Source organism: Rhodococcus sp. USK10 (genome assembly GCF_019378875.1).
GTDB lineage: Bacteria > Actinomycetota > Actinomycetes > Mycobacteriales > Mycobacteriaceae > Rhodococcus_F > Rhodococcus_F pseudokoreensis.
The window spans coordinates 7,679,510-7,703,161 of record NZ_CP076048.1 but is presented as its reverse complement, the minus strand read 5'-3'; the positions used below and the strand labels follow the sequence as shown (position 1 = coordinate 7,703,161).

Genomic DNA, 23,652 nt, shown 5'->3' with positions numbered 1-23,652 from the left:
TTCTTGGATACATAGTTCGTGGTGGGTGTTTCCGCAGCGTTAAGCGGGGATTACTCCGATGTAGAAGCTGCGAATTTCGGCATTCCCATCAACACCGGAACCTTCCGGACACCCGTGTCGTCGAACGCGACGGTCGGATCGGCCTCGTCGGGCGCGTTGACGAACGAGACGAACCGCGACAGCTTCTCCGGGTCCTCGAGCACACCCGCCCACTCGTCCTTGTATCCCAGAACGTGCTTGGCCATGGCCGCCTCGAGATCGGCGGCGATACCCAGGCTGTCCTCGCACACCACGGCCTTGAGGTGGTCGAGTCCGCCTTCGAGGGACTCGACCCACGGAGCGGTGCGCTGGAGCCGGTCCGCGGTGCGGATGTAGAACATCAGGTACCGGTCGATGTAGCGGATCAGGGTCTCGTCGTCGAGCCCGCCCGCGAGCAGCTGGGCGTGCTTCGGGGACTGGCCGCCGTTACCACCGACGTACAGGTTCCAGCCGTTCTCGGTGGCGATGACGCCGACGTCCTTGCCGCGCGCCTCGGCGCATTCGCGGGCACAGCCCGACACACCGAACTTGATCTTGTGCGGGGACCGCAGACCGCGGTACCGGTTCTCCAGGTCGACCGCCATACCCACGGAGTCCTGCACGCCGTACCGGCACCAGGTGGATCCGACGCAGCTCTTCACGGTGCGCAGCGACTTGCCGTACGCCTGGCCCGACTCCATGCCCGCGTCGACGAGACGCTTCCAGATCGCGGGCAACTGCTCGACGCGCGCGCCGAACAGGTCGATGCGCTGACCGCCGGTGACTTTCGTGTACAGGCCGAAGTCGCGGGCCACCTCGCCGATGACGATGAGCTGCTCGGGCGTGCATTCGCCGCCGGGCATCCGCGGCACCACCGAGTAGGTGCCGTTCTTCTGGATGTTGGCCAGGAAGTGGTCGTTCGTGTCCTGCAGGCCAGCCTGGTTGCGGTGCAGAATGTGGTCCGAGTCGGTGGACGCCAGGATCGAGGCGACGACGGGCTTGCAGATGTCGCAGCCCGAGCCCGTTCCGTACTTCGAGATCAGCGCGGAGAACGTGCGTGTGTCGGTGGCCTGCACGATCTCGAACAGCTCGGCGCGGGACTGCTCGAAGTGCTCGCACAGCGCCTTCGACATCACCACTCCGGACGACGCGAGCAGCTGCTTGATGGTCGGCAGGCAGCCACCGCACGTGGTTCCGGCGTTGGTGCAGCTCTTGACCTGCGCGATGTCGCAGGCGCCGTCGGCGATGGCCCCGCAGATCGAGCCCTTGGTGACGCCGTTGCAGGAGCACACCTCGGCGTCGTCGGGCAGGGATCCGGCGCCGGGCTTCTCCCCCGCGGGCGAGATGAGCGAGGCCGGATCGCCGGGCAGTTCGCGGCCGACGAGGGGTCGCAGCGACGCGTACGCGGAGGCGTCGCCGACGAGGATGCCGCCGAGCAGCGTCTTCGCGTCGTCGGACACCACGAGCTTGGCGTAGGTGCCCTTGGCGGCGTCGCTGAGAACCACCTCCAGCGCGCCGGGGGTCTGAGCGTGGGCGTCGCCGAAGCTGGCGACGTCCACACCCATCAGCTTGAGCTTGGTGGACAGGTCGGCGCCCGGGAACTCCGCCGCCCCGCCCAGCAACCGGTCCGCGACGATCTCCGCGGTGGTGTAGCCGGGAGCGACGAGGCCGTAGCACCGGCCCTCCACCGCGGCGCACTCGCCGACCGCGTAGATGTTCTCGTCCGACGTGCGGCAACCGAGGTCGGTGATGATCCCGCCCCGCTCGCCGACCTCGAGTCCCGCGTCGCGGGCCAGCTGGTCCTGCGGCCGCACACCCGCGGAGAACACCAGCAGCGCGGCCTCGATCACCGAGCCGTCGGACAGTTCGACGCTGATCCCGTCCGGGCCCTCGGTGATGCCCGCGGTGCCGACGCCCGTGTGGACGGTGAGCCCCAGATCGGTGACGAGGTTGGCGAGCAGCGCGCCGCCGCCCTCGTCGACCTGCAGCGGCATCAGCCGGGGGGCGAACTCGACCACGTGCGGGGTCATGCCCATCAACTTGAGGGCGTTCGCGGCCTCGAGTCCGAGCAGGCCGCCGCCGACCACGACACCGACGGCGCCGGGACCGGCCGCGTCGGCACGCTTCCGGATGCCGTCGAGGTCGGCGAGCGTGCGGTAGACGAAGCACTCCGGCCGGTCGTGGCCGGGGATCGGCGGCACGAACGGATACGAACCGGTGGCCATCACGAGGGCGTCGTACCCGACGACCTCACCCGAATCGGTGGTGACCTTGCGGGACTCCCGGTCGATGGTCGCGGCCCTGCGGCCGATCCGGAGGTCGACGAGGGCGTCGTCCGGGTAGTCGTTACCCGCGAGCGCAAGCTCCTTGGGATCCCACGCCCCCACGTAGGAAGACAGTCCCACCCGGTCGTACGCGGGGAGAGGCTCCTCGCAGAGCACCGTCACCGACCAGTCGTCCGACTCGTCGCGTGCCCGCAACGCCTCGACGAATCGATGTCCGACCATTCCGTGCCCGATGACCACTGCTGACTTGCGGCTCATGCCGTCGCTCCTTCTAGCTGAATTACTCGAGTTCGTGCGGTACTGCCGGAGGTCACGCCGAGACGGACACCTTTTCGTCGTCGCCGTCGGTGACGGGGAGACCACGGGTGACGGACGGGCGGCGCAGGAAGACGAACCAGGTGACGAGGATGCAGGCGAGGTAGAAGGCGAGGAACACCCAGAACGCCATGGTCGCCGACTTCGCGGTGCCGCCGTAGGACGCGCGGAGCACCAGGTTGATTCCGACGCCGCCGAGGCCGCCGATGGCGCCGGCGAATCCGATGAGGGCACCGGACATCGCCCGCGACCACGCCGCCTTGGCCTCTCGGCTGACGCCTTCGAGCCCCTGCGCCTTGGCCTCGAAGATCGACGGGATCATCTTGTAGACCGAGCCGTTGCCGATGCCGGCCAGCAGGATCAGGGTGATGAAGCCGAACACGAACGCCACCAGTACTCCTGCGGTGGCCGCGCCGGGCGTGCCGTCGTCGACGGTGCCCGCGGTCACCAGCACTGCGGCGGCGAGCGCCATGGCGACGAACGTGTACAGCGTGATCTTGCCGCCGCCGATGCGGTCGGCGAGCTTGCCGCCCATCGGGCGGGCGATGGAGCCGAGCAGCGGTCCGATGAAGGCGATCTGCGCGGCGTGCAGTGCGGCCGCGGCGGGCGTGGCGCCACCGGCGAGGAAGTTGATCTGCAGCACCTGGCCGAACGCGAAGCTGAATCCGATGAACGATCCGAACGTGCCGATGTAGAGGAAGGCGATGACCCACGAGTCGGAGAACTTCAGCGCCTTGGCCATCGCCCGGAGATCGGACTTCTGGTTGCCGAGGTTGTCCATGAACAGGGCCGCTCCGACCGCGGCGACGGCGATGAAGACCAGGTAGACGGCGCACACGATCCAGGGGTCCGTGTTGCCCACGGTGGCGATCACGAGCAGACCGACGACCTGGATCACCGGGACACCGATGTTGCCGCCGCCCGCGTTGAGACCGAGTGCCCAGCCCTTGAGCCGCTGCGGGTAGAACGCGTTGATGTTCGTCATCGACGAGGCGAAGTTGCCGCCGCCGACGCCGGCGAGTGCCGCGACGAGGATGAACGTCGTGTACGACGCCCCCGGGTTCATCATCAGGTAGAGGGTGAACAGCGTCGGGACGAACAGGACGAGGGCGCTGAAGACGGTCCAGTTGCGGCCACCGAAGCGGGCCGTCGCGACCGTGTACGGGATCCGCAGGATCGAGCCGACGAGAGTGGGGACGGCGACGAGGAAGAACTTGCCCGCCGCGTCGATCCCGAAGACGTCGGTCGGCATGAACAGCACCATGACGGACCAGATCGACCAGACGGAGAAGCCGACGTGCTCAGCGACTACCGACCAGATCAGGTTCCGCTTGGCGATGTCCTTGCCGCCCGCCTCCCAGGCGTCGACGTCTTCCGCGTCCCAGTGCTCGATGTAGTGCTTCTTCACCCGGGCCTCCTCGTTGTGTGGGAGACCCAAAGGTAGAAAACCGGTGTTGCGGCGGTGCTGCGGTCGGTGACCGCAACGTCAACTGATCCTCACTTTTCAACTGGGGCGATGTGAGGTTTCCTGCATGTTTCCTAGACGTGTCGAAGAGCGTCCACAGGCTCCGATTCGACGTGCCAGCTGTCCTCGAGCATCCGCGGCTTGCACGCCTGGAACGCCGCTATGAGCAGGATCACCACGCCGAACGTCAGGAATGCGAACGATACGGTCCATCCGCCGGAGGCGTCGTGGAACACCCCGAACAGCAGCGGTCCCAGGCACGCGACGGCGTAGCCCACCCCCTGGGTGAAACCGGACAGCGTCGCCGAGCCGAGGTGGCTGCGCGTGCGGAGATTGATGAGCGTCAGAGACATGGGGAACGTGCTCGGTCCGAGACCGAGCAGCACGATCCACAGGATCGGTGCGCTCATCGGGGCGAACAGCAGTCCGCTGAAGGCGACCAGGTAGCAGATCGCGCATCCGATCACGATCGGGAACGGGTTGCGCATGCGGGCGCACAGCGTGGGGGCGCCGAACGCGGCGACGAGACCCATGAACGAGAACAGTCCCACCATGGCGCCGCCGAACGCCTCGCTCGCCCCGGCGTCGGAGAGGATGTCGGGAATCCAGGTGAACATCGAGTACGTGATCATCGACGTCATTCCGAACATGCCGGCCATCCCCCAGCCGACGGGCGACCGCCAGGCCTTCCCGTGCGGGCGATCGGCCTGCACACCCGCGGGCGGTTCCGCCGCGACGACCACGGTGCGACGTCGTTCCCGGGCGAGCAGGAGGATCCACGGCAGCGCCGCGGCGAAGCCGAGGAACGCCCAGACTCCGATCGAGAACCGCCAACCGAACGCCTCGGCGAGTGGGACGGCCACGAAGGCCGGCGCGATGGTGCCGATCTGCACCCCGACGATGTACACCGAACTCATCACGGCCAGCCGGTCGGAGAAGTACCGCTTGACCAGCGGCGGAATCACCACGTTGCCGATTCCCATGCCGGCCAGCGCGAGCGCCGACAACGCCAGCAACGACCAGGTGTCGCTCATCAGCGCCCTCGTGAGCATGCCGACTCCGGCCATCACCATCGCCACCAGCGCGGTCCGCTCCAGACCCCACCGCTTGGCGATGAGCGGCGTTCCCAGGCCGAACAGCGCGAACATCGCCGTCGGCACCATCCCGAACACTCCCACCACGGTGGGCGAGAATCCGATGTCCTCCCGGATCTGCGAGGCCAGCGGGGTGAACGAGGTCACCGCAAGTCTCAGTACGAGAGCCGACATGGCGATCGCGCAGAAGACGAGGAGGCGGCCGCGTAGAAGAGTCACGAGAGAAATCATAGGATGACAGGATGACCTTTGGAAAACCCGTGCGCCGCTCGAGTCTCATCTCACAGGTGACCGAGCAGCTGCGCGACGAGATCTGCAGTGGACGGTGGGCGGTGGGCGCGAAGATCCCCACCGAGCCGGCGCTGTCCGAACTCACCGGAACGGGACGCAACACCGTCCGTGAGGCAGTGCAGGCCCTCGTCCACACAGGGCTGCTGGAACGGCGGCAGGGATCGGGCACGTACGTCGTCGCGACCTCCGACGTCGGCGGCACGCTCGGCAAGTACTTCGCAGGCGCGCACGAGCGCGACGTCACGGAACTGCGGCAGGCACTCGACGTCACCGCGGCCGCCCTCGCCGCCCGGCGACGCACCCCGGACGACATCACCCGACTGCAGAGCCTGCTCGACGAGCGGTTCCGATGCTGGGCCGAGTCCGACACCGAGGCCGCCGTCGAGGCCGACGTCACCCTGCACCGCGCGATCGTCGAGGCGAGCCACAACGCCGTGTACCTCGAGTTCTACGACTCGCTGTTGCCGTCGATCGCCCAGACCGTCGACCGGCACGTGCACGCGACGGGGGCCGGATTCCACGACGAGCACCGGCACCTGATCCAGGCGATCGTCGACGGCGACGAGTCCGCGGCGACCACCGCCGCTCGCGACCTGTTCGCCGAACTGCTCACCAGCTAGAGCAGAAGGCGCACCACGTCGGCGGTGCGGGCGAGTCCGGGGAACGCCTCCGCGGTCGACCGCGGGTGCAGCACGTGGACGGCGAGCCGGAACAGGACCGCCCGCAGCAGCATCTGCGGCCACTCGGGCAGGTCTTCCCACCGCCCGATGAGGGCCTCGTCGGCCCCGCCCCAGGAGATGGCGTCCACCACCGCCACCGCCGCCGCCCAGGACGCCGGGCGCCAGTACGGCGTGATGTCGGTGATCCCCGGCGCCAACGCACCGGCGAACAGAACGGTGCCGAACAGGTCGCCGTGGACAAGCTGATCCGGGCACGTGACGGGCTTGCGCAGCGTCGCCAGCCCGGTGATCAGCTCGAGACTCTTGCGGCCGTCCGGGGACGGGGTCTCGAGCTGTTCGGCACCCTTCGCACTGCGCAGCGGGATCTTCTCCCACGCCGCCCGGTCCGCCGCCACGAACACGTCGACCTCCGCCCACGGCGCGACCGGGGGCTGCACCAGGAACCGGGGACGGTCGAGTTGCGAGGTGGCGGCGTGCAGCCGCCCCGACATCGACACGACCTCGTCGTGACGCGGTTCGGGTGTGCCCTCGATGAACGTGTCGGCGCGCCACCCGGACACCACGTACCTGCCGTCGGTGGAGCGCACGGGACGGGCGAGCCGCACGCCTTCCACCTCGAGCGTCTCGCGGACCTTGGCGGACCACGCGGCGCGCGCGTGGTCGGCGACGGCTGACAGGACTACGTCTCCACAGAGCCACCCGCCGTCCCAGTCCGCACCGAGTGGGATGGGCTCGACTTCCCGGAGGCCGAACGTGGAGCACACGTGCTGAGGGGGTTGGCCGGTGCTCACGTACTCAACGCTACCGCCGGGTGGGCCGGTGACAGCGCAAGGCGCGCTGGCCCGGCGACGTCAATCACGCCACCACCGGGCCGGCCGACGGGCAGGGGTCAGTAGACGGGCAGGCTCGTGTCCACCTGCTTCGCCCACGCGATCACGCCGCCCTGCAGATGGGTCGCGTCGGAGAACCCGGCCTTCTTCAGCGCGGCCAGCGCTTCCGCGGACCGGACGCCGGTCTTGCAGTGCAGCACGATCGGCTTGTTCTGCGGGAGCTCCGACAGCGCCTCCCCCGACAGGATGCGGTCCTTGGGGATCAGCACCGCACCGGGCAGGTGGACGATGTCCCATTCGACGGGCTCGCGCACGTCGATCAGTTCGATCTCCTTGCCGGAGTCGAGGAGGTCGCGCAGCTCCGTGGCCGTGATCGTCGAACCGGCCGCCGCGGCCTGCCCCTCGTCCGACACCACCCCGCAGAACGCGTCGTAGTCGATCAGTTCGGTGACGGGAGTCCGCGCCGGATCCCGGCGCAACGCGATGGTGCGGTACGTCATGTCGAGCGCGTCGTAGACCATCAGCCGTCCGAGCAGCGATTCGCCGATGCCGGTGATCAGCTTGACCGCCTCGGTGGCCATGATCGAGCCGATCGACGCGCACAGCACACCGAGCACGCCGCCCTCGGCGCACGACGGCACCATCCCCGGCGGGGGCGCCTCCGGGTACAGGTCGCGGTAGTTGAGTCCGCGGCCGTTCGGCGCGTCCTCCCAGAACACGGACGCCTGGCCTTCGAAGCGGTAGATCGAGCCCCACACGTACGGCTTGTGCGCGAGGACGGCAGCGTCGTTGACGAGGTACCGGGTGGCGAAGTTGTCGGTGCCGTCGAGGATCAGGTCGTACTGCTCGAACAGTTCGACGGCGTTGTCGGGCTCGAGCCGGAACTCGTGCAACCGGACGTCGACGTTGTCGTTGATCTCGCGGATCGAGTCGAGCGCACTCTCCCCCTTGGGGCGGCCGACGTCGGAGCGTCCGTGGATCACCTGGCGTTGCAGATTCGACATGTCGACCTCGTCGAACTCGACGATGCCGAGCGTCCCGACCCCCGCGGCGGCGAGGTACAGCAGCGCCGGTGAGCCGAGGCCGCCCGCGCCGATGACGAGGACCTTCGCGTTCTTCAGACGCTTCTGGCCGGCCATGCCGACGTCGGGAATGATCAGGTGCCTGCTGTACCGCGCCACCTCGTCGCGGGAAAGTTCGGCGTCCGGTTCCACCAGCGGCGGCAGCGCCTCGGTGGTCTTCACAGAACGGTCAAGCGACACGGCCCACTCCTGACGATTGCGCGACGGCTTCCGATGTGTCGGACAGCATTGACTTCAACGCCCCGACAAGGTCCATTCTTCCCCTCCCGCCCGCAGTCGCGCGGGACCGGTCCAGACTCATGCCCGTGGGAAGGGCCAGGGATTGAAATGGCAGGTCAGCCCATTCATCGGCACGACACCCTCGGGGTCGAGCTGGGCGATGTCGTTGTTGGCCGTCCCGAACGTCTGCTGCATCATCACCGGCGCGAGGCCGCCCTCGGTCTCGCACGGCTGATGGTCCTGATAGCCGATGGCGTGCCCGACCTCGTGGTTGATCTGGTACTGCCGGTACGACCCGATGTCGCCCTGGAACGCGATGGCGCCGCGCACCCAGCGCGGCTCGTTGAGGACGACACGGTCGATGCCCGGGTTGTAACAGGACACCTCCAACTGGATGTCGTAGCCACACGCCTCGCGAATGGTCATCTGCGACGTCAGCGACACCCGGAAGTCGGGATCCCCCTGGTCGACGCGCCGGAACGCGAAACGTGGGTCCTTCGTCCAGCTCTTCGGATTCGACAGCGTCTGGTCGACCATCCGGCCGAACGACTCGTCGCCGCCGAATCCGGACGTGTCGACGCCGTCCTCGATCTCGACGCTGTACGTGAATTCGCGTTCGGTCCCCTGCCCGACCTTGGTCCCGTTGCCGGGAACCACGTGCCAGGTGCCGGCGCCCACCGCCGTGAACGGACCGCCCTCGGGCAACGCGCCCGAGGGAAGTTCGGCGGCGAAGTTTCCGTCGGCCTCCGGCGGGACCCCGATGACGCTGGAACCGTCGGTGTCGCGGGACAGGGTGCCGAATCCGGGGGAATCGGTCTCCGCTGTCGTCTCGCCGCCGCCGGTGTCCCGGACCGCGTCGAACACGACGAGCACGGTGACCACCAGCAGGATCGGAATCGCGTACGCCCGCCAGCCGTAGGTGGAGACGAACCGGCCGACCCGGCTCTGCTTCCGGGCCTGCCGTTCGGGGCGCGGGTTGCGGGGACGGCCGACGTCGCGGCTGGTCGGGTCCCATTGCGCGCGGAGCGGCTGATGCGACTGCGCCTCCGGTGCCGACTGGGAGGCGCGGGGACCGACGTCACGTTGGTCGATGCTTCGCGGTCGTCGCTCCCCGTCCTCGGAACTCTGGGGAGCCCGGCCGCGAACACGCGGTCCTCCTCGGTCAGTCACGCAGCCCAGAATCTCACAGTCCGGCACCGCCTCGTCCCAGTGCACCGTCCCCAGGTCATTCGGCGTGTCACGGGAACGCGACCCGCAACGTCGCGGCTACCCGGGTCACCAGGTGCCCCGAACCCCTGGGGTACCCCAGTTACCGGGCAGGCAATATCCTTGACCGGGCGAGTCCTGCGAGTCCACCATGAACGGTTCACTACGCGCGGGTATCGTTCACACAGTTACACAGAATGTGACGCGGAATACTTGTGCAGATTGGAAGCGCTATGACTGAACTCGCGGATCGGACGAACTCCGATCGCGATGCCAACACCGGAAAGGGCACCGGGGCCCGTCGCAGCACGCGACTCCCCCGCGACGCCCGGCGACTGCAGCTACTCGCCGCAGCCAGCGAGGTCTTCGTCACACGCGGATACCACGCTGCCGGTATGGACGAGATCGCCGAGTGCGCCGGTGTGAGCAAGCCCGTCCTCTACCAGCACTTCCCCGGCAAGCTCGAGCTGTACGTGGCCGTGCTGCAGAGCTATGTCGACAGCCTGATCTCGGGTGTCCGGCAGGCGCTGCGCTCCACCACCGACAACAAGCAGCGTGTCCGCGCCGCGGTGCAGGCGTTCTTCGACTTCGTCGACAACGACTCGCAGGGCTTCCGGCTCGTGTTCGAGTCCGACCTCATGGGTGAGCCGCAGGTGCAGAGCCGCGTCGAGCAGGCCACCGAGGCGTGCGTCGACGCCGTGTTCGACCTCGTCAGCCACGACTCCGGTCTCGACCCCTACCGGGCCCGCATCCTCGCCGTCGGCCTCGTCGGCGCCAGCCAGTTCACCGCGCGGTACTGGCTCGAGGCGGCGCGCCCGATCCCGAAGGAAGAAGCGGTCGACACGACGGTCACGCTCGCGTGGGGCGGTCTGTCCCGCGTGCCGCTGCATCCCGAACAGCGCTGATATCCCACGAGAAAGGGCCCGCAGTCGATTCGACTGCGGGCCCTTTCCCGTGTGTTCACGTGGTCGGAGCGACTCCGACTGCGTTCACTTCGTCGGTGCGAACCCGACCTTGCGGATATCGGACGGGCCGATCTCCACGTAGGCGATCTTGCTGGACTGGATGAGGTACTTACGCCCCTTGTCGTCTTCCAGAGACAAGATCCCGTCGCCACCGGTGAGGGCGCCCGAGACCAATGTCTCGACCTCGTCCGGGGTCTGCTCGCTGCTGACGATGAGCTCACGCGGGCTGTCGATTACACCGATCTTGACCTCCACGGTCAACCTCCGAACTCTCCGAGAAACATCAGCTGTCCTGGCCAGGCTAATGCAGTGGCCGCCGCCGGTGCGCGTCTGTGGGCTGTGCCCTGAGCGAACACGCCCGACGGCGGTGCCGTCCAGACCAGGCCCGACGGCGTGCCGTCTAGACGAGCCCCAGCACGGCCATGCGTTCGGCGTGCATCTCCTGCATGCGGTCGAACAGTGCGACGACGCCGTTGAGGTCGCCGGACGCGGAAATGACGAGTTCGGTCAGCGCCTCCCGCTGCGCCAGGACGAACTGCGCCTGGGTGATGGCCTCGCCGAGCAGTCGCCTGCCCCACAGCATGAGGCGGTCCTTGTCGCGGTTGCTGGCCTTGATCGCCTGCTGCACCTCATGGACGACGAACTCGGAGTGGCCGGTCTGCGAGAGCACCTCCTCGATGGTCCGCGAGACCTCGGCGGGCATCGAGTGGCCGATCTCGCGGTAGAAGTCGGCAGCGATCCCGTCGCCGACGTACGCCTTCACCAGTGCCTCGAGCCACGTCGAGGGGGTGGTGGACGCGTGGTAGTTGTCGAGGGCGCGGACGAACGGATCCATCGCCTCGAAGATGTCGAAGCCGAGTGCGGTCAGCGCCTTCTCGAGCATCTCGAAGTGGCCCATCTCGGCGGCCGCCATGCTTGCGAGCGCCACTTTGCCCTGCAGGGTCCGCGCCATCTGCGCGTCCTCGGACAGCCGGTAGAACGCGGAGATCTCGCCGTATGCGAGGACCGCGAAGAGTTCACTGACACCGGGGTGATCAGCGGGAATAGTGGAATCAGTGGATGCAGGGGTGTTGGGCTCCATGGCGCCACAGCCTAGTGCGTCGGGCAGTGATGTTTGCCATGCGTAACCAGTTGTGGAGCGTTCTCCGGCTACAATGAACGTGGGCAACCGCTCGTCACCACGTTCGTCTCCATAGAGAACGCGGTTCGAGTGATGATCTATCACGATCCGATCGGCGGTTCCCACCGATAATGTGCGCGCACCTGATCGACGGTCCCAGCCGCGCCTCGCCGAAATCGTCGATTTCTGCGCTGAGGCAGAGGCAGGATCGACTCGGAAGAGGACATCGACGAGCGTCGACTGGGAAATCGGGCCGACCAGCGGCCTGGCCCTTACCTCGTGCGTGCGTGCAGCTACGAGGAAGGCCAGACCCCTGAGCAAGATCACTGTCGACCATGAAGACGACGCCACCGAGACCACGCTGTCGGCGCAACTCGACTCCACGCACGTCGCCCCCACTTTCGCCGAACTCGGAGTTCGCGACGAGATCGTCCGCGCTCTCGACGAGATCGGCATCGAGCGGACGTTCGCCATCCAGGAGCTGACGCTCCCCCTCGCCCTCGCCGGCGACGACCTGATCGGTCAGGCCCGCACGGGCATGGGCAAGACTTTCGGTTTCGGCGTCCCGCTGCTCCACCGCATCTCCACCGGCACCACCGGGACGGCCGCACTCGACGGCACTCCCCGCGCGCTGGTCATCGTCCCGACCCGCGAGCTGTGCATCCAGGTCACCAAGGACCTCGAGGGTGCCGCGAAGTACCTGAAGGGCGAGAAGAACAAGCCGCTCGAGGTCCTCGCCATCTACGGTGGCCGCCCGTACGAGACCCAGATCGCGACGCTCCAGAAGGGCGCCGACGTCGTCGTGGGCACCCCCGGCCGTCTGCTCGACCTCGCCAACCAGGGTCATCTGATCCTCGGCAAGGTGGAGGTGCTCGTTCTCGACGAGGCCGACGAGATGCTCGACCTCGGCTTCCTGCCCGACATCGAGCGCATTCTGAACATGGTGCCGGACAAGCGCCAGACGATGCTGTTCTCGGCGACCATGCCGGGACCGATCATCACGCTCGCCCGCACGTTCCTCACCCAGCCGACGCACATCCGCGCCGAGCAGGCCGACGACTCGGCGGTCCACGACCGCACGAGCCAGCACATCTACCGGGCGCACGCGCTCGACAAGGCGGAGATGGTGGCCCGCGTGCTGCAGGCCGACGGCCGCGGCGCGACGATGATCTTCACCCGCACCAAGCGGACCGCGCAGAAGGTGTCGGACGAACTCGCCGAGCGCGGTTTCGCCGTCGGTTCCGTGCACGGCGACCTCAACCAGGTTGCCCGAGAGAAGGCCCTCAAGGCGTTCCGGTCCGGCAAGATCGACGTGCTCGTCGCGACGGACGTCGCGGCCCGCGGTATCGACATCGACGACGTCACCCACGTCATCAACTACCAGTGCCCCGAGGACGAGAAGACGTATGTCCACCGGATCGGCCGCACCGGTCGCGCGGGCCGCACCGGCATCGCCGTGACGCTCGTGGACTGGGACGACATCCCCCGCTGGCAGCTCATCGACAAGGCTCTCGGCCTCGGTATCCCGGATCCGGTCGAGACGTACTCGAGTTCCCCGCACCTGTACGAGGAACTGTCGATCCCGGCCGAGGCGACCGGCACGATCAAGCGCCCCCGGGTCGAGAAGGCCGCGCCCGCGCAGAGCGAGAACACCGATACCGAGCAGGGCGAGAAGGCCGAGCGCACGGAGCGTCCGGCACGCACCCGCACCCGTCGCCGCACGCGTGGTGGCCGTCCCGCGGATTCCGTGGGCCCCAAGTCGCCGGAGCCGACGGCACCCGAGTCCGCAGCGCCGAGCACGGACGCCGACGGCGAGGGTTCCAAGCCCCGCCGGCGCCGGCGCCGCCGGACCACGAAGGTCGGCGCCGCCGCGACGAACGCGGAGTAACCAACCACCGTGCTCGCACCTGAGCGGCGCTCGCGCGCCGATCTCGTCGTCGCTGCCGGAATCGCCGTCGCGGTCGTGGTCGCCCTCACCGTGGTGTGGTTCCGCAGCGATGCCCGGGGCACCACCTCGGTCACCGCCGCCGAGCCGCCGCCCGCGCTCGTCACGGCCCTGACGGTCCCGGAGACACTGAGCCCGATCTGGGACTCCGCCAGTTCCGCCACCACCGCGCCTCTCGTCGTCGGCGGTGCCGTCGTCACCGCCGAGGGCGGCGACGTCGTGGGCCGGGACCGGATGTCGGGTACCGAGCTGTGGCGGTACGAGCGTGACCTCGACCTGTGTGGTGTGACGGCGTCGTGGGAGAAGGTCGTGGCCGTCTACCGCGACGACCGCGGATGCTCCCAGGTCACCGAACTCGACGGCGGCACCGGTGAGCGTTTGGCGCAGCGGAACAGCGACGCCGATCCCGCGGTGACGCTGACGGCCGACGGAACCTATGTGGCGTCCCTCGGCGACCGCCGTCTGGAACTGTGGCGCTCCGACCTCGTGCGCACCGTCGAGTACGGGCGGGTGGACGCGCCGGTGAACCCCAAGAAGCAGCCCCGCAGCGGATGCACGCTGATCGACGCCGGTTCGAGCAGCAGCAAGCTGTCCGTGCTCGAGCGCTGCCCCGGCGAGGTGGCCGATCGGCTGACGGTCATGAATCCCTCGCCGAAGGACAATCAGGAACCCGAGGAGTACGGGTCCAGCGTCCTGGCGGGTGTCGACGCCGGCGTCCAGGGTGCGCGGATCCTCGGGGTGTCGGGCGAGACCACGGCCGTCTATCTGCCCGCGGGCAGGACGACCGGACCACGGATCGGCTTGTTCGACGGCACCGGCAACGCCGTGTCCGAATACGCGCTCGCCCTGAAGATCGGACCGGATCCGGTCACGTCGGCGAGCAGTTCGATCGTCACCTGGTGGACCGGTTCGGATGTCGTCGCGCTCGGCGCGTCCGATCTCGTTCCCCGCTGGACCTTCCCCGGCGCTCTCGGCCCGGGCGCCGTGATGGCCGGGAACCTGCTGGTTCCGGTGGAATCCGGGATCGCCGTGCTCGATCTGTCGAACGGCGCGTTGCTGCGCACGATCCCCGTCGCGCGGGATACCACGACCGGGCCGATCACCACGACCGTGGCGGGCGACGTCGTGCTCGAACAGCGCGGCGACGGTGTGGCGGCGCTGCGCTGAGCTCGTCGCTCAGGCGGGTTCGGCGAACACCACGAGGTAGCCGTCGAGATCGCGGAGCCAGATCTCGCGATGTCCTGCATTGGGATTGACGTGCACGTCCGTGACCACGTCGGCTGCCGCCTTCCGCACCCGCGCGACGGTGCCGTCGAAGTCGGTCGTCTCGAACCAGATCGCCACTCCGTTTCCCCGCGCAAGCGACGGATCTCCGATGGTGCCGTGGTGGTGGCCCTCGTCGAGTCGGTGCAGTTGCAGGATCATGTGCCCGTCGACGATGAGTTGCTCGTAGTCCTGTCCACCGTGGCCGCTGCGCGCGTTCAGGACCTTCCGGTACCACTCGCCTGCCCGTTGGACGTCGTCGACGGCGAGGAGCGGCTGAGCGCGCATCGTCAGGGTGTTGTTCCGAGGCGTGTCCGTCATGGGCCCGACGTTAGCGCCGGGCACCGCGCCGCACTTGGACGAATGGGCACACCGCTCTCCCGTCAGCGGAAGGTGGCGCGGTACGCGGAAGGTGAGACGCCGACGGTGCGCGCGAGGTGTTGCCGCAAGGAGGTCGCGGTGCCGAATCCCGCGGCCCCGGCCACGTCGTCCACCGGCAGGTCGGTGTTCTCCAGCAGTTCACGGGCGCGGATGATCCGCTGCTCGAGAATCCACTGCGTCGGCGACATCCCCGTCTCGGCGCGGAATCGCCGGGTGAACGTGCGCACGCTCATCGACTCCCCCGCGGCCAGTTCCCGCAGCGACAGCGGCTGATCGAGCCGGGCCAGCGCCCGAGCCCGCGCTCCCGACGTCGACGCACCGTCGGCCTCCGGGACGGGCGTGGTGACGAACTGCGCCTGGCCGCCGCTGCGATGAGGCGGCACGACCGTTCCGCGCGCCACCTCGTTGGCCACCGACGCACCGTGGTCGACACGAATCATGTACAGGCACAGATCGATTCCGGAGGCGACGCCGGCGGCGGTGAGTACGGGGCCGTCGTGGGTGTAGAGCACGCCGGGGTCCAGGTGCACGTCCGGGTAGAGCCTCCGGAACGCGTCCGCCGACTTCCAGTGCGTCGTGGCACGCCGGTTCTCCAGCAGGCCGGCGGCCGCGAGGACGAACGAACCCGTGCAGATCGAGGCCACCCGGGTGCCCGGCCGGATGTGTGCGAAGGCGTCCGCGAGGTGGCGGGGCAGCCCGCCGTCCGCCGGCGGGTCGTAATCCTGGTCGGATGCCGGGACGACGACCGTGTCGGCGGTGCCGAGCAGCGCCGGGCCGTGCTCGACCGACAGCGTCACGTCGGTGTCGGTCCGGACGGGGCCGGGAGCGAGGGCGCACGTGAGGACCTCGTACAGCGGTTCGCCGTCCCGCGATCGCGCTTCGCCGAACAGTCGGTGGACGATTCCGAACTCGATCGGGAGCAGGCCGTCGCGCACGAACACGACGACGCGATGCCGTCGCCCGGCCCGTTCGTCTGCCGTTGTGGACATGGCCCGATTATTTCACATAGTGTCTCACCGGCCACTGGTGCGGCGACGTACGCGGATCCATGATCGGAAGGGTCGAAGGCGACCGAGCGAAAGGTGGACCATGAAGATCCTGTGGGTATCGGCACATCCCGAACCGAAGTCCCTGAACGCGGCACTGCGCAGTGATGCCCTCGTGGCTCTGCGCGGCGCCGGCCACGAGATCCGGACCTCCGACCTGTACGAGATGCGATGGAACCCCGTCGTGACCGCGGACGACTTCGCGCACGATCCGACCGGCCGCCTCCTGGTCGGGGCGCGGTCCGGGCGGGCACTGGCCGAGGGCACCCTGGCTCCCGACATCCTCGCCGAGCAGCGCAAACTCGGGTGGGCCGACGCGGTGATAGTGCAGTTCCCGCTGTGGTGGTACGGCATGCCCGCGATCCTCAAGGGCTGGTTCGACCGGGTGTTCGTCGAAGGCTACGGATACGGGATGCGCCGAGAGGACGGTTCCACCCGGCGGTACGGCGAGGGGACCCTGGCCGGCAAGCGGGCGATGACCGTCGTCAGTTTCGGCGGCAGCGCCGACAGCGCGGGCCCACGCGGAATCAACGGCCCGATGGACGAGGTCCTGTTCCCCATCCACCACGGAATCTTCTGGTACACGGGGATGTCCGTGCTGCCGCCCGTCCTGATCGACAGCGCGGACCGGTTGCCCGCCGAGCACTACCCCGGCGTCGCGGCCCGCCTGATCGAGCGCCTGTCCGGCCTGTTCACCGACACGCCGCTGCCCTTCCGCTCACAGAACGGCGGCGACTACGACGACCGGTTCGTGCTCCGCGAGGACCGGGCACCCGGCGTCACGGGACTGCGCGCCCACTACGCCGACGCGGAATCCGGGACGTGCGGACCGGAGGCCGAACTCCCCACCCACTGCGCGGTGTAACGTGTTCTAATTCACGGCATGGCAACCTACGTGATCACCGGCGCGGCCTCGGGCATCGGGGCGGCGAGTCGCCGCACCCTCGAGGCCGGCGGCCACACCGTCATCGGCGTCGACCTCGCACACACCGACGTGACAGCCGACCTGTCGACCCCCGGCGGCCGGGCCGCGGCGGCCGCCGCCGTGACCGAAAGGAGCGGCGGCGTCGTGGACGGCCTCGTCTGCTGCGCCGGACTCGGATCGCTGTCCCACGTCCCCGGCGGCAAGCTGATCGCCGTCAACTATTTCGGGGCCGTGGAACTCGTGATGTCCCTGAAGCCCGCGCTCGAACGCGCCGACGGCGCCTCGGTGGTAGTGATCTCGTCGAGCAGCACCACCACCCAGCCCGGAGTTCCCGAAGATCTGGTGACCGCGTGCCTGCGCGGCGACGAGGCGGAGGCGGTGCGGATCGGCGACGAGGTGACCGCCATCCCCGCGTACCCGGCGTCCAAGCTGGCGCTGGCCTGGTGGATCAGGCGAGAAGCGGTGCGGCCCGACTGGATCGGCAACGGAATTCGACTCAACGCGATCGCGCCGGGCATGATCGACACGCCGATGACCAACGGGGACGACCTCGACCCCGAACTGGCGAAGGCCCTCGACTTCTATCCGGTGCCGCTCGGCAGACGCGGCCGCCCGGACGAGATCGCCGCACTCGTCGAATTCCTGCTCGGACCGGGGTCGACACTGTTCTGCGGAAGCGTCGTGTTCGCCGACGGAGGCACGGATGCCCAACTACGCCAACAGGATTGGCCCGCCGCGTGGAATCCCACGCCGGACGAACTTACTCGGCACTTCCAGGCGAAAACGTAGCGAGTTCGGATCCCGCCCAGTGCTTGGCGAGGTTCTCGGCGAGGTCCCGGTACGCCTGGGCACCCTTATTCTTGCGCCCCGCCAGGACCGTGGCACCCGACGCCGTCGCCTCCGCGAACCGCACCGTCCGCGGGATCGGCGGCGCGAGGACCGGCAGGTTGTAGCGATCGGACACATCGGACAGCACGTCCCGGCTGTGGGTCGTGCGCGCGTCGTACAGCGTCGGCAGCGCGCCGAGCAGCACCAGGTCGGGGTTGGTGATCTGTTGCACCTCGGTGACCGTCCGCAACAACTGCCCCACACCACGGTGGGCGAGCGTCTCGCACTGCAGCGGCACCAGTACCGACTGCGCCGCCGTGAGCCCGTTGAGCGTGAGCACACCGAGCGACGGCGGACAGTCGATGATGACCGTGTCGTAGTCGTCCAGCAGCGGCGCCAGAGCGCGCTTGAGCGCGAACTCACGACCGGGACGCATGAGCAGCAACGCTTCCGCGCCCGCGAGGTCGATCGTCGCGGGCAGGAGCGCGACCCCGTCCTCGGTGTCGATCACCGCTTCGCGCGCCCCCAGATCACCCGTCAGCACCTCGTGGACGGAGGCGTCCAGGCGGTCCGGGTTGTGCCCCAGGGAGAAGGTCAGGCACCCCTGCGGGTCGAGATCCACCACCAGAACCTTCTGGCCCAGCCCGACGAGCGCTGCGCCGAGAGAGGCGACCGTGGTGGTCTTCGCGACCCCACCCTTCTGATTTGCCACTGCAAGAACCGTTGTCACGGCTCGATCCTTACCTACTTCGCTGCCGGAGGCGAGCCATACACGCAGATTGACTGACATGATGGATGGATGCCACCCAGTGATTCGCCGCGCGGCCGCCGGATCGTCCTCCTCCGGCACGGCGAAACGGAATGGGCCCGTTGGGGCAAACACACCGGCCGGACCGACGTCCACCTCACCGAACTGGGTGAAGCCCAGGCGCGGCAGGTGGGCCCGGCAATGGATGCCCTCGCCCTGCGCGACCCCCTCGTCATCGTCAGCCCGCGGCAACGCGCCCAGGAGACGGCGCAGCTGGCGGGTTTGAAAATTCAGCGCACCTGGGACGCGCTCGCCGAATGGGACTACGGCATCTACGAAGGCATGACGACGCCCGAGATCAGGCAGCAGGTGCCGGACTGGACCGTGTGGACGCACCCGTGTCCGCGCGGCGAACAGGCCGAGCAGGTACATACCCGCTGCGACCTCGTCCTGTCCGTCGCGCATTCCCAACTCGTCGACCGCGACGTGATCCTCGTCGGGCACGGCCACTTCTCCCGCGCGCTCATCGCCCGCTGGGCGGAGCTTCCCATCAGCGAGGGGCGACGGTTCGCCATGTCACCCGGCGCGTACTCCGTCCTCGGCTTCGAGCACGGGGCGCAACAGGTGGTCAGCCACAACGTGACGACGGAAGGTGCCCGATGATCAGACGCGCTGTACCCGAGGACGTCTCCGCGATCACCGCGATGATCTACGAACTGGCCGAACACCAGCGGGCCCGCGACAAGTGCACCGTCACCGACGACCAGATAGACGACGCCCTGTTCGGTCCGCAGCCGTCCACGTTCGCCCACGTCGCGACGAACGACGACGACCGGGTCGTCGGGATCGCGGTGTGGTTCCGGAACTTCTCCACCTGGGACGGAACGCACGGCATCTACCTCGAGGACCTGTTCGTCAGCCCGTCCGAACGCGGTTCCGGTCACGGCAAGGCTCTGCTCGCCACGCTCGCGAAGGAGTGCGTCGACAACGGCTACACGCGGCTGTCGTGGTCGGTGGTCAACTGGAACAAGCCGTCGATCGCGTTCTACGAGTCCCTCGACGCGCACCCGCAGGACGAGTGGACCACGTACCGGCTCACCGGGGATCCGCTCGGCCGCCTCGCGTCCGAGGTGAGTTAGCGCTCCGCGCGAGGTGAGTCAGCGCTCCGACGGGTTGTCGGCGTCGGCTTCCTCGCCGTACTCGGCCGCCATCCATTTCGACGTCGGGCTGCTGAACAGGCACCCGAGGGCTCCCACCACGACGACGCCGAGCAGCACACCGAAGAACGGCTGGTGCGAATCGGTGAGCAGCGACCACGCCACGGGAAGCAGAAGCAGTTGGGCGACGATCGCGATCGCCCGCCCCCAGCGCCTGCCGAAGATCAGGGCGAGCCCGGCAGCGAGCACGGCGCCACCGAGAATGGCGAACCAGGCCGCGGTGCCGTATCCGCTGCTGACGCTCTGGTCGTGCCCGAGCAGCCCCCGGACGACCAGCACCACGGCGACACCGACCGCCACCGCGCCCTCGAGCGACACCAGGGCGCCCGCCGCGCGGACCGTGGTGGGCGTGGACTTGCTGAGAGACGGCTTCGGCACGTCGGCCAGCCTAGAACACCCAGCCGCCGGCGGCCTCGGACGGTGACTCGTGCCGCCCCGGCTAGGCTTGGGCCCCGTGCGCGCGCTGCTGATCGTCAACCCCAATGCCACATCGACGACCCCGGCCGGGCGGGACCTGCTCGCGCACGCGCTGTCGAGCCGGGTGCGGTTGACAGTCGCGCACACGACGCACCGTGGGCACGCCGCCGAACTGGCGCAGCAGGCCTGCATCGACGGGATGGGCCTGATCATCGTCCACGGCGGCGACGGCACCGTGAACGAGGTGGTCAACGGGCTGCTCGGCACCCCGGACCCGAAGTCGATGAGCGCGGTGACGGTGGGGCCGATCCCCCCGATCGCCGTCGTCCCCGGCGGGTCGGCGAACGTGTTCGCCCGCTCGCTCGGCATCGCGCCCGACCCGGTGGACGCCACCAACCAGCTCATCGATCTCCTCTCCAACAGGCAGCGTCGCCGGATCGGACTCGCCCACTGCGACCACCGCTGGTTCACGTTCAACGCGGGCGTCGGCTGGGACGCCCAGGTGTGTGAGGCCGTCGACATGCACCGCAAGAACGGGCGCCCCGCCACACCGGCGCAATACGTCCGCGCGGCGGTGCGCGTGTTCTTCCGGTCGAAGTACGCGGAGCCGACCCTCACCGTCGAGGTTCCCGACCGCGATCCGGTCGAGGGCGTTCATTACGCCTTCGTGTCGAACGCGAGTCCCTGGACGTATCTGAACAAGCGGGAAGTCCACACCAATCCCGACACCACTTACGACACCGGCCTCGGTGTGTTCGCGATGCGGTCCACCGCGATCCTCACCACCCTGCGGGTGGCCCGCCAACTGCTGTCGCCCGGCACCCGCCCGAAGGCGAAGAAACTCGTCCGGGTCGACGACGTTCCGTGCGTGCGGATCTCCGCGTCGGAGCCGATCGGACTGCAGATGGACGGCGACTACATCGGACTTCGGAACGTAGTGGAGTTCGTTTCGGTGCCCGACGCGCTGGATGTCGTCGCGCCGCCGCGACCCTGAGCAATTCTCGAGAATCCCCGTTTTCACCTAGCGGGAAGCACCGGCGCAGGGTAAAAAGGACGGCGCGCCTCGAAGGGCAGCCTAACTACGTGAGCTCCCCCACGGTGCGGCGGTTTTCTATTGACATCCCGCCAGTTCGTGAAAGCATTCACAAGCAACAGTGCGGAAACATTCTCTACGCACACATGAACTCATGAAGACGAAACGGTGCACGACGCACCCAGTTAAGGAGCAGAAGGATGGACTGGCGCCACAAGGCAATCTGTCGCGACGAAGACCCCGAGTTGTTCTTCCCTGTGGGCAACAGCGGTCCGGCTCTCGCGCAGATTGCTGATGCCAAGGTTGTCTGCAACCGCTGCCCGGTGACCGCCGATTGCCTCTCGTGGGCACTCGAGTCGGGCCAGGACGCCGGTGTGTGGGGCGGCATGAGCGAAGACGAGCGTCGCGCACTCAAGCGCCGCAACGCTCGGACGCGTGCCCGCACCACCGTCTGATACTTCAGAAGGAGACGGGCCCGGCACCACATGGTGCCGGGCCTTTTGCTTGCCCGCCGGTCAGTACCGCGGTCCACGACGGCCCAGCGGTACGCGTAACACGGCATCCGTTCCACCCTCCGCCCCCGGGTGCAGCCCGAGCGAACCGTTCAGCTCGGCGGCCACCAGGGTCCGGACGATCTGCAGACCGAGCCGGTCGGACCGCTCGAGGCTGAAACCGGGCGGCAATCCCCTGCCGTTGTCGTGGATCACGACGTCCAGCCAGCGCGCCGACCGCTCAGCCTTCATGGTGACCGTGCCGGCCGCGCCCGGCTCGAAGGCGTGCTCGATCGCGTTCTGCACGAGTTCGGTCAGAACCATCACCAGCGGGGTGGCCCGCTCCGCGGAGAACACCCCGAAGCTGCCCTCCCGGCGGACCTTGATCGGCGTGCTCACCGTCGCCACGTCGGACAGGATCGGCACGAGCCGGTCGACGACCTCGTCGAGGTCCACCTCCTCGTCCACCGACATCGACAGCGTGTCGTGCACGAGGGCGATCGACGTGACACGTCGCACCGATTCGCTGAGCGCCTGACGGGCCTCCTCGTTGTTGGTACGGCGGGCCTGCAGCCGCAGCAGCGCCGCCACGGTCTGCAGATTGTTCTTCACCCTGTGGTGGATCTCGCGGATCGTCGCATCCTTGCTGAGCAGGGCACGATCCCGCCTCTTCACCTCCGTGACGTCCCGCACGACGACGGCGGCGCCGACCCGCTTCCCGCCGGGCTTGAGAACCAGGGCCCGCAGCAGGACGGTCGCTCCCCTGGCCTCGATCTCCATCCGGCGACCCGGCTTGTCGGCGATCGTGTCGCGGATGTACCCGGCGACCTCCTGCGACTCGAACGGATCCGTCACGAGTGATCGCGTGGTGGCGGCGAGGTTCTGGCCGATCAGGTCCGAGCTCAGACCCATCCGGTGGTACGCAGACAGCGCGTTGGGACTGGCGTAGACGACGCTGCCGTCGGTGTCCAGGCGGATGAAGCCGTCGCCGGCGCGGGGGCTCGAGTTGGTGTCCGAGCGGGCCTCACGGATCGGGAACGTGCCGTCGCTGATCATCTGGCACAGGTCCTCGGCGCAGTCGAGATACGCGACCTCGAGCGGACTCTGCGCCCGCTGGTGCGACAGGTTGGTGTCGCGGCTCAGGACGGCGATCACCTCGCCGTTCCACCGGACGGGGACCGCTTCGCCGCGGGGCGGCAAACCCGCGTGCCCGCCGCCGTCCTCGGGGCGCACGACGTTGCCCTCGAGCAACGCCTGCAGCACCTGCGGGTGTTCCGACTCAGACACGACTGTCCCGACGACGTCCTCCGGGAACGCGGTCGACGCAGTGGTGGGCCTGCAGTGCGCGACGCAGATCACGGTGCCGGCCGGGTTGGTGGCCGCGGAGTCCGCGCCGACCCACAGCAGAACGTCCGCGAAGGAGAGGTCGGCGAGCAACTGCCATTCGCCGACGACGCGCTGGAGGTGGTCGACGGCCTCGCCGGGCAGGTCGGTGTGTTCGGCGAGGAGATCGCTCAGGGTCGACATCGTGGGGTGTGTCAGTCAGCTCAGGAGATGACTGCGATGAGGTCACCCTGCTGGATCACGTCCCCGACCTTGACGTCCACCGAGGTAACCGTGCCGGGCTCTTCGGCGATGACGGGGATTTCCATCTTCATCGACTCGAGGATGACGAGGGTGTCGCCTTCCTTCACCTCGTCACCCGCGCTCACCACAACCTGATACACCGTCGAAACCATTTCGGCGCGCACGTCTTCTGCCATTGTGATCCTTCACTCCCGGGTGTCG

The 23,652-nt window shown here is 68.4% G+C and carries 23 protein-coding genes and 1 pseudogene; 10 read left to right on the top strand and 14 right to left on the bottom strand.

Annotated features, from left to right (window positions below; all coding sequences use genetic code 11):
* Positions 1 to 50: 50 nt before the first annotated feature.
* The 3 genes from nirB to I1A62_RS42135 form a co-directional block, all read right to left on the bottom strand.
* The gene (nirB, locus tag I1A62_RS42145) at positions 51 to 2,561 is read right to left on the bottom strand and encodes a nitrite reductase large subunit NirB (RefSeq protein ID WP_124390353.1); all 2,511 of its coding nucleotides are present in this window, start codon (positions 2,559 to 2,561) and stop codon (positions 51 to 53) included.
* A gap of 52 nt (positions 2,562 to 2,613) precedes the next feature.
* Positions 2,614 to 4,026: an MFS transporter gene (locus I1A62_RS42140; protein WP_206005372.1), complete on the bottom strand. Its 1,413-nt coding sequence runs from the start codon at positions 4,024 to 4,026 to the stop codon at positions 2,614 to 2,616.
* 131 nt (positions 4,027 to 4,157) lie between these two features.
* The gene (locus tag I1A62_RS42135; protein WP_124390355.1) at positions 4,158 to 5,408 is read right to left on the bottom strand and encodes an MFS transporter; all 1,251 of its coding nucleotides are present in this window, start codon (positions 5,406 to 5,408) and stop codon (positions 4,158 to 4,160) included.
* Positions 5,409 to 5,419: 11 nt separating this feature from the next.
* Here I1A62_RS42135 and I1A62_RS42130 point away from each other — a divergent pair, with 11 nt between their 5' ends.
* Positions 5,420 to 6,088 carry a FadR/GntR family transcriptional regulator gene (locus I1A62_RS42130; RefSeq protein WP_124390356.1) on the top strand — a complete coding sequence of 223 codons (669 nt, stop codon included), beginning with the start codon at positions 5,420 to 5,422 and terminating at the stop codon, positions 6,086 to 6,088.
* Here the strand turns inward: I1A62_RS42130 and I1A62_RS42125 are convergent.
* From I1A62_RS42125 to I1A62_RS42115, 3 genes are all read right to left on the bottom strand, one after another.
* Positions 6,085 to 6,939, bottom strand: coding sequence for a TIGR02569 family protein (locus I1A62_RS42125; RefSeq protein ID WP_072937656.1), 855 nt, complete (start codon positions 6,937 to 6,939; stop codon positions 6,085 to 6,087). The genes I1A62_RS42130 and I1A62_RS42125 overlap by 4 nt on opposite strands.
* A 98-nt stretch (positions 6,940 to 7,037) precedes the next feature.
* Complete coding sequence (moeZ, locus tag I1A62_RS42120; RefSeq protein WP_219461716.1) at positions 7,038 to 8,222, bottom strand: adenylyltransferase/sulfurtransferase MoeZ; 1,185 nt, start codon at positions 8,220 to 8,222, stop codon at positions 7,038 to 7,040.
* 135 nt (positions 8,223 to 8,357) lie between these two features.
* Entirely contained in the window at positions 8,358 to 9,494 is a 1,137-nt protein-coding gene (locus I1A62_RS42115; protein ID WP_124390357.1) for a DUF3152 domain-containing protein, read from the bottom strand.
* Positions 9,495 to 9,718: 224 nt separating this feature from the next.
* On the opposite strand from I1A62_RS42115, the gene I1A62_RS42110 reads away from it, so the two are divergent.
* On the top strand, positions 9,719 to 10,390 hold the full coding sequence (locus I1A62_RS42110) for a TetR/AcrR family transcriptional regulator (RefSeq protein WP_015890120.1): 672 nt from the start codon (positions 9,719 to 9,721) through the stop codon (positions 10,388 to 10,390).
* Positions 10,391 to 10,474: 84 nt separating this feature from the next.
* Here the strand turns inward: I1A62_RS42110 and I1A62_RS42105 are convergent, their stop codons facing one another.
* On the bottom strand, positions 10,475 to 10,705 hold the full coding sequence (locus I1A62_RS42105) for a DUF3107 domain-containing protein (protein WP_015890119.1): 231 nt from the start codon (positions 10,703 to 10,705) through the stop codon (positions 10,475 to 10,477).
* 145 nt (positions 10,706 to 10,850) lie between these two features.
* The gene (locus I1A62_RS42100; RefSeq protein WP_124390358.1) at positions 10,851 to 11,531 is read right to left on the bottom strand and encodes a ferritin-like fold-containing protein; all 681 of its coding nucleotides are present in this window, start codon (positions 11,529 to 11,531) and stop codon (positions 10,851 to 10,853) included.
* Positions 11,532 to 11,853: 322 nt separating this feature from the next.
* Here I1A62_RS42100 and I1A62_RS42095 point away from each other — a divergent pair, with 322 nt between their 5' ends.
* Complete coding sequence (locus tag I1A62_RS42095) at positions 11,854 to 13,458, top strand: DEAD/DEAH box helicase (RefSeq protein WP_124390359.1); 1,605 nt, start codon at positions 11,854 to 11,856, stop codon at positions 13,456 to 13,458.
* Between the two features lie 9 nt (positions 13,459 to 13,467).
* Positions 13,468 to 14,682: a hypothetical protein gene (locus I1A62_RS42090; RefSeq protein WP_124390360.1), complete on the top strand. Its 1,215-nt coding sequence runs from the start codon at positions 13,468 to 13,470 to the stop codon at positions 14,680 to 14,682.
* Between the two features lie 9 nt (positions 14,683 to 14,691).
* Here the strand turns inward: I1A62_RS42090 and I1A62_RS42085 are convergent, their stop codons facing one another.
* The gene (locus I1A62_RS42085; RefSeq protein WP_219461713.1) at positions 14,692 to 15,066 is read right to left on the bottom strand and encodes a VOC family protein; all 375 of its coding nucleotides are present in this window, start codon (positions 15,064 to 15,066) and stop codon (positions 14,692 to 14,694) included.
* A 95-nt stretch (positions 15,067 to 15,161) separates the two neighbouring features.
* The gene (locus tag I1A62_RS42080; RefSeq protein ID WP_124390361.1) at positions 15,162 to 16,148 is read right to left on the bottom strand and encodes a GlxA family transcriptional regulator; all 987 of its coding nucleotides are present in this window, start codon (positions 16,146 to 16,148) and stop codon (positions 15,162 to 15,164) included.
* Between the two features lie 100 nt (positions 16,149 to 16,248).
* Here I1A62_RS42080 and I1A62_RS42075 point away from each other — a divergent pair.
* Positions 16,249 to 17,080, top strand: a pseudogene (locus tag I1A62_RS42075) (NAD(P)H-dependent oxidoreductase).
* 8 nt (positions 17,081 to 17,088) lie between these two features.
* Entirely contained in the window at positions 17,089 to 17,919 is an 831-nt protein-coding gene (locus I1A62_RS42070) for an SDR family oxidoreductase (protein WP_219458014.1), read from the top strand.
* Here the strand turns inward: I1A62_RS42070 and I1A62_RS42065 are convergent.
* Positions 17,891 to 18,688 (bottom strand): ParA family protein, encoded by a 798-nt coding sequence (locus I1A62_RS42065; RefSeq protein WP_124390364.1) that lies wholly within the window; start codon positions 18,686 to 18,688, stop codon positions 17,891 to 17,893. The two genes, I1A62_RS42070 and I1A62_RS42065, sit on opposite strands and share 29 nt — an antisense overlap.
* 69 nt (positions 18,689 to 18,757) lie before the next feature.
* On the opposite strand from I1A62_RS42065, the gene I1A62_RS42060 reads away from it, so the two are divergent.
* Both I1A62_RS42060 and I1A62_RS42055 read left to right on the top strand, forming a co-directional pair.
* Positions 18,758 to 19,369 carry an acid phosphatase gene (locus tag I1A62_RS42060; protein WP_124390365.1) on the top strand — a complete coding sequence of 204 codons (612 nt, stop codon included), beginning with the start codon at positions 18,758 to 18,760 and terminating at the stop codon, positions 19,367 to 19,369.
* Complete coding sequence (locus tag I1A62_RS42055) at positions 19,366 to 19,845, top strand: GNAT family N-acetyltransferase (RefSeq protein WP_124390366.1); 480 nt, start codon at positions 19,366 to 19,368, stop codon at positions 19,843 to 19,845. Before I1A62_RS42060 ends, I1A62_RS42055 begins: the two co-directional genes overlap by 4 nt.
* An 18-nt stretch (positions 19,846 to 19,863) precedes the next feature.
* Here the strand turns inward: I1A62_RS42055 and I1A62_RS42050 are convergent, their stop codons facing one another.
* Positions 19,864 to 20,301 carry a hypothetical protein gene (locus I1A62_RS42050; RefSeq protein ID WP_124390367.1) on the bottom strand — a complete coding sequence of 146 codons (438 nt, stop codon included), beginning with the start codon at positions 20,299 to 20,301 and terminating at the stop codon, positions 19,864 to 19,866.
* A gap of 76 nt (positions 20,302 to 20,377) precedes the next feature.
* On the opposite strand from I1A62_RS42050, the gene I1A62_RS42045 reads away from it, so the two are divergent.
* Both I1A62_RS42045 and I1A62_RS42040 read left to right on the top strand, forming a co-directional pair.
* Positions 20,378 to 21,334 (top strand): diacylglycerol kinase family protein, encoded by a 957-nt coding sequence (locus I1A62_RS42045; protein WP_219458012.1) that lies wholly within the window; start codon positions 20,378 to 20,380, stop codon positions 21,332 to 21,334.
* 239 nt (positions 21,335 to 21,573) lie between these two features.
* On the top strand, positions 21,574 to 21,828 hold the full coding sequence (locus I1A62_RS42040; protein WP_073359278.1) for a WhiB family transcriptional regulator: 255 nt from the start codon (positions 21,574 to 21,576) through the stop codon (positions 21,826 to 21,828).
* Between the two features lie 60 nt (positions 21,829 to 21,888).
* Here the strand turns inward: I1A62_RS42040 and I1A62_RS42035 are convergent, their stop codons facing one another.
* Positions 21,889 to 23,391 carry a sensor histidine kinase gene (locus I1A62_RS42035; RefSeq protein WP_124390369.1) on the bottom strand — a complete coding sequence of 501 codons (1,503 nt, stop codon included), beginning with the start codon at positions 23,389 to 23,391 and terminating at the stop codon, positions 21,889 to 21,891.
* Between the two features lie 20 nt (positions 23,392 to 23,411).
* The gene (locus I1A62_RS42030; protein ID WP_005240095.1) at positions 23,412 to 23,627 is read right to left on the bottom strand and encodes a biotin/lipoyl-binding carrier protein; all 216 of its coding nucleotides are present in this window, start codon (positions 23,625 to 23,627) and stop codon (positions 23,412 to 23,414) included.
* Positions 23,628 to 23,652 lie beyond the last annotated feature (25 nt).

Bases quoted from the DNA above. Each gene is read 5' to 3' on its own strand.
- I1A62_RS42060 (WP_124390365.1), top strand. From the start codon at position 18,758: ATGCCACCCAGTGATTCGCCGCGCGGCCGCCGGATCGTCCTCCTCCGG.
- I1A62_RS42130 (WP_124390356.1), top strand. From the start codon at position 5,420: ATGACCTTTGGAAAACCCGTGCGCCGCTCGAGTCTCATCTCACAGGTG.
- I1A62_RS42070 (WP_219458014.1), top strand. From the start codon at position 17,089: ATGGCAACCTACGTGATCACCGGCGCGGCCTCGGGCATCGGGGCGGCG.
- I1A62_RS42135 (WP_124390355.1), bottom strand. From the start codon at position 5,408: ATGATTTCTCTCGTGACTCTTCTACGCGGCCGCCTCCTCGTCTTCTGC.
- I1A62_RS42080 (WP_124390361.1), bottom strand. From the start codon at position 16,148: ATGTCCACAACGGCAGACGAACGGGCCGGGCGACGGCATCGCGTCGTC.
- I1A62_RS42085 (WP_219461713.1), bottom strand. From the start codon at position 15,066: ATGCGCGCTCAGCCGCTCCTCGCCGTCGACGACGTCCAACGGGCAGGC.
- nirB (WP_124390353.1), bottom strand. From the start codon at position 2,561: ATGAGCCGCAAGTCAGCAGTGGTCATCGGGCACGGAATGGTCGGACAT.
- I1A62_RS42100 (WP_124390358.1), bottom strand. From the start codon at position 11,531: ATGGAGCCCAACACCCCTGCATCCACTGATTCCACTATTCCCGCTGAT.
- I1A62_RS42110 (WP_015890120.1), top strand. From the start codon at position 9,719: ATGACTGAACTCGCGGATCGGACGAACTCCGATCGCGATGCCAACACC.
- I1A62_RS42030 (WP_005240095.1), bottom strand. From the start codon at position 23,627: ATGGCAGAAGACGTGCGCGCCGAAATGGTTTCGACGGTGTATCAGGTT.
- I1A62_RS42055 (WP_124390366.1), top strand. From the start codon at position 19,366: ATGATCAGACGCGCTGTACCCGAGGACGTCTCCGCGATCACCGCGATG.
- I1A62_RS42035 (WP_124390369.1), bottom strand. From the start codon at position 23,391: ATGTCGACCCTGAGCGATCTCCTCGCCGAACACACCGACCTGCCCGGC.
- I1A62_RS42040 (WP_073359278.1), top strand. From the start codon at position 21,574: ATGGACTGGCGCCACAAGGCAATCTGTCGCGACGAAGACCCCGAGTTG.